At 68.2% G+C, this 11,072-nt stretch carries 9 protein-coding genes and 1 pseudogene; 9 read left to right on the forward strand and 1 reads right to left on the reverse strand.

What is annotated here, in order from left to right; all coding sequences use genetic code 11:
• Window positions 1–898 (forward strand): annotated as a pseudogene (locus NA4_RS41785) (hypothetical protein); the annotation flags it as partial.
• Between the two features lie 82 nt (window positions 899–980).
• Window positions 981–2,786: a dynamin family protein gene (locus tag NA4_RS35305; RefSeq protein ID WP_067479931.1), complete on the forward strand. Its 1,806-nt coding sequence runs from the start codon at window positions 981–983 to the stop codon at window positions 2,784–2,786.
• A 79-nt stretch (window positions 2,787–2,865) separates the two neighbouring features.
• Here NA4_RS35305 and NA4_RS35310 read toward each other — a convergent pair whose 3' ends face one another.
• Window positions 2,866–4,806 carry a glycoside hydrolase family 15 protein gene (locus tag NA4_RS35310; RefSeq protein WP_067479943.1) on the reverse strand — a complete coding sequence of 647 codons (1,941 nt, stop codon included), beginning with the start codon at window positions 4,804–4,806 and terminating at the stop codon, window positions 2,866–2,868.
• A 217-nt stretch (window positions 4,807–5,023) separates the two neighbouring features.
• On the opposite strand from NA4_RS35310, the gene NA4_RS35315 reads away from it, so the two are divergent.
• The 7 genes from NA4_RS35315 to NA4_RS35340 form a co-directional block, all read left to right on the forward strand.
• Window positions 5,024–5,305, forward strand: a complete 282-nt coding sequence (locus NA4_RS35315; RefSeq protein WP_067479933.1) for a hypothetical protein — start codon at window positions 5,024–5,026, stop codon at window positions 5,303–5,305.
• A gap of 151 nt (window positions 5,306–5,456) precedes the next feature.
• Window positions 5,457–5,546, forward strand: coding sequence for an Ms4533A family Cys-rich leader peptide (locus NA4_RS43915; protein ID WP_321210233.1), 90 nt, complete (start codon window positions 5,457–5,459; stop codon window positions 5,544–5,546).
• Between the two features lie 202 nt (window positions 5,547–5,748).
• Window positions 5,749–6,795 (forward strand): sulfate ABC transporter substrate-binding protein, encoded by a 1,047-nt coding sequence (locus NA4_RS35320; protein ID WP_067479935.1) that lies wholly within the window; start codon window positions 5,749–5,751, stop codon window positions 6,793–6,795.
• A gap of 129 nt (window positions 6,796–6,924) precedes the next feature.
• A complete protein-coding gene (gene cysT, locus NA4_RS35325) occupies window positions 6,925–7,725 on the forward strand; it encodes a sulfate ABC transporter permease subunit CysT (RefSeq protein ID WP_067479945.1) in 801 nt (266 codons plus the stop codon).
• Between the two features lie 49 nt (window positions 7,726–7,774).
• The gene (gene cysW / locus NA4_RS35330) at window positions 7,775–8,581 is read left to right on the forward strand and encodes a sulfate ABC transporter permease subunit CysW (RefSeq protein ID WP_067479937.1); all 807 of its coding nucleotides are present in this window, start codon (window positions 7,775–7,777) and stop codon (window positions 8,579–8,581) included.
• Window positions 8,578–9,573 carry a sulfate/molybdate ABC transporter ATP-binding protein gene (locus NA4_RS35335; RefSeq protein WP_067479939.1) on the forward strand — a complete coding sequence of 332 codons (996 nt, stop codon included), beginning with the start codon at window positions 8,578–8,580 and terminating at the stop codon, window positions 9,571–9,573. The genes cysW and NA4_RS35335 overlap by 4 nt, the downstream gene beginning before the upstream one ends.
• 581 nt (window positions 9,574–10,154) lie before the next feature.
• Window positions 10,155–11,072, forward strand: a 918-nt coding sequence (locus NA4_RS35340) for an Hsp70 family protein (protein ID WP_245671736.1), incomplete at its 3' end; no start/stop codon positions are given.

The raw sequence follows: 11,072 nt of genomic DNA on the forward strand, positions 1-11,072 counted from the left end.
GCCCGCGGCGGTCGCCGCCGCTCCGGTTGTCGCGGTCACACCGCTGCAGACCACGGTCCAACCCGATGCCGCCTCGACGCCGATCGCGAATGTGCTTGCCGCGCCGGAGGGACCGTCGGTGTTCACCGCACCGGCCGCGTCGTTGCCCGCGCTGTTCGACGCGGTACGGCCCACGCCGGTGGTGAAACCGGCGCCGGTGACCGATCCGCACCCGTCGCATCCGACGCAATCGCCCACAACGGTCACCAACCCGACCACGATCATCAAGACCACGCCGACGCCGGGCTTTCCCGGCGACGTGACCACCCCGTCCGTGCCGAAGACGCCGGACCACGACGTCACCAAGTTTCCCGGCGCCACCACGGTGCCGCACGGCGGTATCACCACCGGCCCGGACGTGACGACCACCAAGGTCCCCGGCGTGACCGTCACCCCGGCGCCGACCCACGGCGTTCCGTCCACCTCGGACGACGATGTGACAACACCGGGCGGCAATACCGGCCGTCCCGGCACCGGGGGTACCTCACACAGCACCCGGCCGACGAACGACTTCCCGGGCGATGACGTGCCGACCGTGAGTCGTCCGTCCGATCCGACGTTCTCCGCGCCCGACCAGCCGACCTACAGCGCACCCGCTCATGCGCCCACCGTCGAGCCGCACACACCGGTCCCGACCTATATGACCCCGGCGCCCACCCAGCCGCCGGTGCCGGTCAAGCCGCAGGTGATCGACCCCAAACCGCAAGGGATCTCGGCGCCGCTGGCCGCCGACAACACCTACGACAACACCGCGCTGCTGGCCTCCGGAAGTAGTCTCTCCGGCGCACTGCTGCCCGACTCGGCCATAGCCGAGACGTACCACACCGCGTCCGGTGTGCCGGACATCTCGCTGCTGTAGCAGGGCCGCAAGGAGATTGGACGACTGCGGAGCCTACGCAGGGGGTATATCGAACGAGAGTCACCGAGAGTAAGGAGGAGGGTTGTCTGCCGCTGCCGGGCTGACGGCCGCAACGGTGAAACATCCGGATGCGATGGCCCCGCTCATCCGAATAATCGACGAGCTGCGGGAGACGGCCCGATCCGCTGGGCGTGACGATCTCGGCAGCCGGCTGACCATGGTCCGCGCCAGGGCGAGTGATCCCCGGGTGCGCCTCGTGGTCGTCGGTCATCCGAAGAACGGCATGAGCACGCTGGTCAACAGTCTGGTCGGCGCCTCGGTCAGCGCGACGAACAGCGATCTGAGCGTCCCGGTGATCGTCGAGTACGGCCCGGAACCGACCGCGACGCTGGTGCGCCAGACCGAATACGGCCGCACCGAACGCCAGTCGGTCGACCCGCTCGATCCGGGTCCGGCCCTGGCCACCCACGGTGTCGTCCGCGCCGAATTCACCCAGCCGAGCCCGTTGCTCGCCGATGGCGTCGTGATCATGGACGCGCCGGGCGCGCTGGGCGACAACCGCACCACCTGGTCGATGATCGCCGCGGCCGACGCCGTGCTCTACGTCGGGAACGCGGGCGCCGAGCTGACCATGGAAGAGATCGCGGAATTGCAGCGCATCCAGCAGATCTGCCCGACGGTGGTCTGCGTGCTGAACAAGATCGACGTCTTTCCGCACTGGTCGCACACCCAGCAACGCAATCGGGAACTGCTCGACGCGGCGGGGCTCGGTTTCGCGGTCGCGCCGGTGTCCGCGGAATTGCACCGCCAGGCCGGGACGATGGGCAACTACCAGCGCGATATCGAATCGGGTGTGCCGCAACTGATCGACCATCTGCGCGACTACGTGATCGCCCGCGCCGACGCGGTTGCGCTGGAAGCCGGGGCCCGGGATCTCCGCCTGGTCTGCGATCATCTCGCGCTGACGCTGCGGACCGAGGCGGAGGCGCTGCGGAATCCGCAGCGCAGGGCGGAGATCACCAACCAACTCGTCCGTGCCCGCGACGAGGCGGAGCAGCTGCGACAGCGGACCGCGAACTGGCAGGTCACGCTGGTCGACGGCGGCACCGAGCTGATGGCCGATATCGAGCACGACCTGCGCCACCGGCTGCGCAGCCTGATCCGCGACGCCGAGGCCGAGATCGCCAGGACCGATCCGGCCCGCCGGTGGAAGGATTTCGGCGCCGACCTGGACGCGCGAATCTGCGAGGCCGTCGAAGAGAACTTCGCCGTTGCGCACTATCGCTCGGTGGAGTTGTGCGATCAGGTCGCGGCCAAGTTCCCGGCCGACAACCGGGCCGCGCCGATCGGCGACCTGCGGTTGGCCAATCCGGGGGAGGTACTCGAAGCGGTGCAGCCGCTGGAGCCGCTGGAGAGCGCGAAAGCCGGTGTGACCCAGCAGTTCCTGACCGGTCTGCGGGGCTCCTACGGCGGCATCCTGATGGTCGGCCTGGCCACCAGCCTGCTCGGTATGTCCTTGGTGAACTGGTACTCGGCGGGCGCGGGCGTCCTGCTCGGCGTGAACGCGCTGTGGGACGACCGCAAGAACCGCAAACTGCGCCGGCGCGCCGAGGCCAAGGTCGCGGTCGCCCGCCTGATGGACGACGTGATCTTCCAGGTCGGCAAGGAATCGCGAAACCGCTTGCGCGCCATGCAGCGTGTGCTGCGCGATCACTTCACCGAAATCGCGACCGATGTCTCGCGCGGCGCGGACGAGGCGCTGCGGCTGGCCGAGGAGAACTACGGAAAGTACGGCGACCGCGGACAGGAACGGATCGCCGAGCTCGAAGGAAGGCTGGGCAAGCTGCGTGCGCTACGCGCCGAGGCGGACGGCCTGCTGACCGGATGACCCGGCGGCGGTAGACGACTTATCCAGTGACGTCACACATCGGATCACCGGTTGGTGGCAGTGGAACCATCCAGTTCTGTCACACCGGATGACCCGGCGGTGTATGCGCGGGCTGGAATTGGCCCGCATGCCGGGAGTCCTCGGCCCGGATCACGTGCGTGACGGCGTTGATCAGCGCGAGGTGGGTGAAGGCCTGCGGGTAGTTGCCCAGGTGACGGCCGCTGCGCGGGTCGATCTCCTCGGCGTACAGCCGTAGCGGGCTGGCGAAGCCGAGCAGCCGCTCGCACAGGTGCCTGGCCCGCTGCACCTCGCCGATCTCGACCAGCGCGGACACCAGCCAGAACGAGCAGATGGTGAACGCCCCTTCGGTGCCGCTCATTCCGTCATCGGTGGTCTCGGTGCGATATCGCAGGACCAGGCCGTTCTCGGTGAGCCGGTCGGCGATGGCCAGAACGGTGGCGCGTACCCGATGATCCTCCGGCGGCAGGAACCGGGTCAGCACCACCATCAGCAGCGAGGCGTCCAGTGTGTCGCCGCCGTATACCTGGGTGAACACGCCGTCGGAGTTCACCCCGTTGGCCAGGATGTCGGCCTTGATCTCCTCGGCGATGCCGTACCACTCTTCGGCATGCTCGATCTGACCGTGCAGCTCGGCGAGTTTCGCGCCGCGGTCCAGCGCCACCCAGCACATCACCTTGGAGGAGGTGAAATGCTGCGGCTCGCCGCGCACCTCCCAGATGCCGCGGTCGGGCTCCTGCCAATGCGCGATGGCCGCGTGCACCTGGCGGACCAGCAGCGGCCACAGCGTCTCCGGCACCTGCTGACGGGACTTCACATGCAAGTACACCGCGTCCAGCATGGTGCCCCAGATATCGTGCTGATCCTGGTTGTAGGCGTTGTTGCCGATCCGCACCGGCCGCGAGTTGTCGTAGCCGCTCAGGTGGTCGAGGACGCTCTCGGTGAGTTCCCGCTCGCCGCCGATGCCGTAGAGCACCTGCAGCGGAACGGGTTCGCCGTTCTCGCCGGTGGTCGCGTCGTTGAGGAAGGCGAAGAAGTCGTCGGCCTCGCGGTCGAGGCCGAGGGTGTACAGACCCCACAGCGCGAAACTGGCGTCTCGTACCCAGGTGTAGCGGTAGTCCCAGTTGCGTTCGCCGCCAGGGCTCTCCGGTAGCGACGTGGTCGGCGCCGCCATCAGCGCTCCGGTCGGCGCGAAGGTGAGGCCCTTGAGCGTGAGCGCACTGCGCTGCAGGTAGTTGCGCCAGGGGTGGTCGGGGAACTTGCCCAGGGTGATCCACTGGCGCCAGCATTCGGTGGTCTGCCACATCTTCTGCGCGGCATCGTCGAAGGTGCGCGGCGCGGGCAGCTCCGACCAGGTGAGCGCGACGAAGACCTCGTCGCCCTCCTTCATCCTGGTGCGGGCGCGGGCCTCCCTGCCCTCCAGGCCGAGGCGCAGATCGGTGGTGAGCACCAACGTGGGGCCTGCGCTCGGGTCGTCGCTGCGAACCGCGGTTGCCTCCTCGTAGACCTTGCCGGTGTACTCCCAGCGGGCGGTGGCCTGGTGGTAGTCGAACGAGGGCTCGCAGCTCATCTCCAGCTCGACGGTGCCGTTCACGCACTTCACCGTGCGCAGCAGCAAGTGCTCGGCATCCCAGTCCATCGGCGTGCGCCGGTGTGTTTTGCTGCGCTGATCGAGGTTGTGCCACCTGCCGAGCACCAGCGCGTCGCGCACGATCAGCCAGCCGGTGCCGGTCTGCCAGGTGGTCTCCAGGATCATCCCGCCGGGCAGGTAGCGGCGGGCGGCGGGCACGTTGACGCCATAGGGCCCGATCCGGAAGTGACCCGCGCTGCGGTCCAGGATCGCGCCGAAGACGCTCGGCGAGTCCGGCCGCGGCACGCACATCCATTCCACCGCGCCATTGCTGGCGACCAGGCAGCTGGTCTCGCAGTCGGACAGGAACGCGTAGTCATCGATCGGCGGATGGGCGCCGTGGCGGTGCGGCTCCGGAAGGTTCGACGGCATGCCATCGGCATGGTTGGCGATGAGGTCATCTGCTGCGGACGCCATACCCCATCTTGGGGTCGATGCCCGCCTGTCGTCCACTGCTCGGCCGCAGCCGCCGGTTGCCCCGGTCCTACGGAGCCCGCCGGCGAACCGACTAGGCGTACCTCCGCCTTCGCTCCGGCCATGCGCGGGCTGATGACGGACTGCGTCCGGCTGCGCCCATTATGCTGGAGCCGTGCATCGCATCGCAGGATGGTGGGACGGATTCGAACTGTGGGTCGCGGGGCTGCCGTTCATTCCGCAGTTCCTCGTGGTCCTCGTCGGCATGGTCCCGATCAGCTTCGCCATCGCATACGGGCTAGACCGCGTTCTTCGTGCCGTGCTGCGCATGCTCGACCGCCGGTACGCGGCCGATATCGTGCCGGTGCGGCCTGCACCGATCGCCGCCGCGGCGATGCCAGAACCCGGGCAGGTGGCCGCGGACGACCGCAGCCCGGTCCAGAGCGGAGCGCGCTGATGCCTCGTTCACGGGTCCAGCTGGCCCTCATCGCTCTGCTCGTGCTCGTCGTCGTCGCCTGGTTGATCACCCGCTGAGCGTGGCGCCGCCGGAGTGCTCTTCCTGGGATCGTCGATTCGAACTCCGCCATGCGCTCTGCTACAGTCGGCCCGTGTCGTCGAGCGCAGTCCCGCAGGTCCGCCATGAGTTGGCGTTGATTGCTGTCGGTGACCTCGCCGTCGCGGACGTCTACTGTCGTTGATCGGCGACCGGGCACGTTCGCGTCTCGTTCCTCAGTAGACTGGCGCGCTTCCCGCAGATGTGCTCGTCCTCCCGGCCCGTTGCGGCCGATAGTCGTGCCACTGCCGTCTTACTTCGCCGGCAGGTCTACTGATCAACACCATTGTCGCCGCCAGCCGACGTACTACCGGACAATTGGCGGTCCGCACGAAAGGTCCACTCCGATGGCTCGCAAATCTTGGCTCTCGCCGCGCCGACGCTACAGCGCTGTTGCCCTCGCCGCACTAGCGGCGGTCGCGCTGACCGCGTGCGGCGGCGGAGCCAGCGACACAGTCGGGGGCGGCAATGGCGACGGCAGCGCAGGCACCCTGAACCTCTACGCCTACGCCGTGCCGAAGCCCGGTTTCGACAAGGTGATCCCCGAGTTCAACAAGACCGAGCAGGGCAAGGGCGTCCAGATCCAGCAGTCCTACGGCGCCTCCGGCGACCAGTCCCGCAAGGTGAAGGACGGAGCCGAGGCCGACATCGTCAACTTCTCCGTCGAGCCCGACATCACCCGGCTGGTCGATGCCGGCCTGGTGGACGCGAGCTGGAACGCCGACGCCACCAAGGGAATTCCGTTCGGCTCGGTGGTCGCGATCGTGGTGCGCAAAGGCAACCCGAAGGGCATCAAGGACTGGGACGACCTGCTGAAGCCGGGCATCGAGGTGGTCACCCCGAACCCGTTCAGCTCCGGGTCGGCCAAGTGGAACCTGCTGGCGCCGTACGCGGCCAAGAGCGAGGGCGGCAAGAACCAGCAGGCGGGCCTGGACTACCTGAGCCAGCTGATCTCCTCCGACCACGTCAAGGTGCAGCCGAAGTCCGGCCGGGAAGCGACCGAGACGTTCCTGCAGGGCACCGGTGACGTGCTGCTGAGCTACGAGAACGAGGCGATCTTCGCCGAGCGCAACGGCGATCCGATCGAGCACATCGTCCCGCCGGTCACTTTCAAGATCGAGAATCCGGTAGCGGTGCTGAAGAACAGCAAGAACCAGGAGAAGGCGGTCGCCTTCCGCGACTTCCTGTTCACCGCCGAGGGCCAGAAGGCCTGGGCCGCCGCCGGTTTCCGCCCGGTCGACCCGAAGGTCGCCGCCGACTACGCCAAGGACTTCCCGGCTCCGCAGAAGCTGTGGACGATCGCCGACCTGGGCGGCTGGAAGACCGTGGACAAGGAGCTGTTCGCCCCGAACACCGGCTCCGTCGCGGTGATCTACGACAAGGCGACCAAGTAGCGGGGTGACCTCCGTTACACGGGATACTGGACGATTGTGATTGACAGCAGTAACGCGGGGACCGCGCAGGCAGCCGGTCCTGGCGTCTCCGACGCCGCGCGCCGGACCAGGCGCTGGAACTGGTCGTGGTTGCGTGTGACCGGCTCGGTGGGCCCGCTCGGCATCGCTACCGCGGTGCTGTGGCTGAGCATCATCGTGCTGCTGCCGCTGGCGGCGCTCACCGTGACCAGCTTCGAGGAAGGCTGGTCCGGCTTCGTCGACGCGGTCACCGCGCCCGCCGCACTGGACTCGCTGCGCATCACGGTGCTGGTCTCGGTGGTGGTGGCGCTGATCAACGTGGTGATGGGCACGCTCATCGCCTGGGTGCTGGTGCGTGACCAGTTCCCGGGCAAAGGCGTGGTCAACGCGTTGATCGATCTACCGTTCGCCCTGCCGACGATTGTGGCCAGCATCGTGCTGCTGTCGCTGTACGGACCGCAGAGCCCGATCGACATCCACCTCAACGCCACCCAGCCGGGCCTGGTGGTGGCACTGGCGTTCGTCACGCTGCCGTTCGTGGTGCGCTCGGTGCAGCCGGTGCTGATCGAGGCCGACCACGAGGTCGAGCAGGCCGCGCTCTCGCTCGGTGCGAACAACTGGACCACCTTCCGCCGGATCGTGCTGCCCGCGTTGGCGCCCGCGATCATCAGTGGCGGCGGCCTCGCCTTCGCCCGCGCGATCGGTGAATACGGGTCGGTGGTGCTGATCGGCGGCGCGATCCCGCGCGAGACCGAGATGGCCTCCCAGTACATCCAGAAGCAGATCGAGATCGACCGGCCGGTGAACGCGGCGGCGGTGTCCGTGGCACTGCTCGCCATCTCGTTCGCGACGCTGCTGGTGCTGCGGCTGTTCGCCGAACGCACCGCCCGCAAGGAACAGGCGACCCGATGAGACACCATCGCGCACCCTCCGGGGAGTCCCGCAGGATGGAGCCGACCCGATGAAACTGTCCCCATCGACCCGCATTTCGTTGCGGACGGTGGCCCTCGGCTACCTGTTCGTGCTGCTGGTGCTGCCGTTGGTCATCATTCTGTTTCGCACCTTCGAACGGGGCATCGGCGCGTTCATCGACTCGATCACCACACCCGCGGCGATCTCGGCGTTCCAGCTGTCTCTGCTGATCGTGGCGATCGTCGTTCCGGTGAACGTCGTCTTCGGCATCGTGACGGCGCTCGCGCTGGTCCGCGGAAACTTCCCGGGCCGCAACCTGGTCCAGGGCATCGTGGACCTGCCGTTCGCGGTCTCACCCGTCGTGGTCGGCGTCTCGCTGATTCTGCTCTGGGGCGCGGGCGGCTGGTTCGGCGGGCTGGAAGAGCTGGGTCTGGAGGTGATCTTCAACCTGCCCGGCATGGTGATCGCCACCATTTTCGTCACGCTCCCGTTCGTAGTGCGTGAGGTCGAGCCGGTGCTGCACGAGATCGGCGACGACCAGGAACAGGCCGCGGCCACGCTCGGAGCGTCGGGGTGGCAGACGTTCTGGCGGATCACGCTGCCCGCGATCCGCTGGGGCCTCACCTACGGTGTAGTGCTCACCGTGGCCCGCGCGCTCGGCGAATTCGGCGCGGTGATCATGGTGTCCTCCGCGCTGCCCGGCCAGTCGCTGACGTTGACGCTGCTCGTGCACGGCAGGTACATCAACGACCACAACACCTTCGGCGCCTACTCCGCCGCGACCTTGCTGATGGGCATCGCGCTCGTCACCCTTCTGCTGATGACCCTCCTCGAACGTAAGCGGGGCGAAAAGTGATCACCGTAACCAACGCGAACAAGAACTACGGTTCCTTCGCGGCCCTCGACGACGTCACCATCGACATTCCCTCCGGCGAGCTGACCGCGCTGCTCGGCCCGTCGGGCTCGGGCAAGTCGACGCTGCTGCGCTCGATCGCCGGGCTCGAGTCGCTGGACTCCGGCGTGGTCAGCATCGCGGGCCGCGACGTCACCCGGGTGCCGCCGCAGAAGCGCGACATCGGTTTCGTGTTCCAGCACTACGCGGCGTTCAAGCACATGACCGTGCGCGACAACGTGGCTTTCGGCCTGAAGATCCGCAAGCGCCCGAAGAACGAGGTCAGCAAGCGCGTCGACGAGCTGCTCGGCATCGTCGGGCTGGACGGCTTCCAGCACCGGTACCCGGCGCAGCTGTCGGGCGGCCAGCGTCAGCGCATGGCGCTGGCGCGCGCGCTCGCCGTCGATCCGCAGGTGCTGCTGCTGGACGAACCGTTCGGCGCGCTGGACGCGAAGGTTCGCGCCGACTTGCGCACCTGGCTGCGTCGCCTGCACGAGGAGGTCCACGTGACCACCGTGCTGGTCACCCACGACCAAGAAGAGGCGCTCGACGTCGCCGACCGGATCGCGGTGATGAACAAGGGCCGCATCGAGCAGGTCGGCACCCCGGAAGACGTGTACGACCGGCCAGCCAACGAGTTCGTCATGTCCTTCCTCGGCGCGGTGGCCCGGCTCAACGGACATTTGGTGCGTCCCCACGACATTCGCGTCGGCCGCGACCCCAGCATGGCGCTTGCCGAGCACGAGGGCACCGCCGAATCGGCGGGCGTCACCAGGGCGACGGTGGAACGCGTGGTCCATCTCGGCTTCGAGGTGCGCGTGGAACTGCGCAACGCGGCGACCGGCGACCTGTTCGCGGCGCAAGTCACCCGCGGTGACGCCGAGGCGCTGCGGCTCTCGGACGGCGAGACGGTCTACGCCCGGGCAACTCGCATTCCGGATCTTCCTGCGCAGTAGGGCATTTCGGATAGCCGCGCGTTGACCCGGCGGCTGTGTGCTGGAAAGTTGCTGCACTTCTCGGACGTTCGGCGGTGCCCGTCTCGTGCCGGTTTGCGGCACGGTGCTGAGCCGAGCAGGCGGCACCGAGGTCGTATCGCGGCGCGGGTGATGGCGGCATTGAGCCAGGTGTGTGACCAGATGTAGCTGCACGCTGTCCGAATGATCCCTTCCTGGCGGCCGCTAACAGCCCGCATTCCGACTTCCGGGCCGGTCAAGGACATTCTGCGCATGTCCGAGGGTTTCATTCCGGACAGGGCGGTATATAACGCGGTTCCTGGCAAACCATAACCGGGCATGTGCCGATCTCCGCGCGCCGCAACGAAATCCGACCGGACGGAATGTCGGCACAGGTATGCGCAGGTGAGCGCGCCGACGACTGCGCGGGCACCGCGGCCACCGACAGGCGGCCTGCGGACAATCGGGTGTCCGGCCTTGGCAGGAAGATCGCGGAGTGGTTGCCTGGACGCGTTCGAAGCAAATCGGCACGGCGATCGGGGTGGTTTGCGATGGCGGTTGGTCTCGGATTGAGCATCGGTACGGTGAACACGGTTTCCGTTCTCGCGGAGGAAGGTTCGGCCAAGGCTCCGCCGGGGCGCCGCAAAACGCAGCGCCCGCAGACCATCACGCGCCGGACCACCTTGGCGTTCGACAGCACCGGCGTGGCCAGGGTCGGCATGCTGCCGAGGCATGGTCGCGCGGTGACCGAGTTCGCCGACCTCACGCAGCCTTCCAGCACGTGGGCGAGGGTCGGCAACCGTGCCCTCGCGCCGGCGGATCTCGTCGCCACGGTCGCGAAGTGCCTGGTCGGCGAGGTGCTGGAGGACCATCCGGCCGGCGGCGGCATCGGCATCGCGATGACCTATCCCGCCCGCTATGCCGACGAGCAGGTCGACGCGCTACGCGCGGCGCTGGACGGTGTCGAACTCGGACGGGTGGCCTTGGTCGCCGAGCCGGTCGCGGCGACGGCCTGGCTGGAAGCAGACCGCGGTCCGCTGATGCCCGGACTCGCGCTGGTCTACGATCTCGGCGGCGCGGGGCTCGACGTCACCCTGGTCCGGGTCGGCGCGGGTTGTCCGCGCAATCCGATCGTCGGTGTGTCGTTGCGCTCCACCGAATTCGGCGGACGCGCGTTCGGTGCGTTGGTCGCCGAGCATGCCGGACCTGGGCTGCCCTCGTCCTCGGTTTCGCAGTCGGTGACCGAGGCGACCGCCGAGGAACTGCGCGCCCGCCATATCCGGGAATCCGTCCAGCTCGTGTATCGCTGCCTGCGCGTAGCGGACGTCACCATGGCCGATGTCGACTGCGTCCTCGTGGTCGGCGGTGCCGCGCGTCCCGCCGAGGTCGCCGAGGTTCTCGCGGACGAATTGGCCAGGCCGGTGATCACGGCGCCGGATCCGGAGCGGACCATCGCCGACGGCGCCGCACTCCTGGGTCGCAGGGCGGCGGCCGCGGCGGAG

The organism is Nocardia amamiensis NBRC 102102 (genome assembly GCF_001612745.1).
Taxonomy (GTDB): domain Bacteria; phylum Actinomycetota; class Actinomycetes; order Mycobacteriales; family Mycobacteriaceae; genus Nocardia; species Nocardia amamiensis.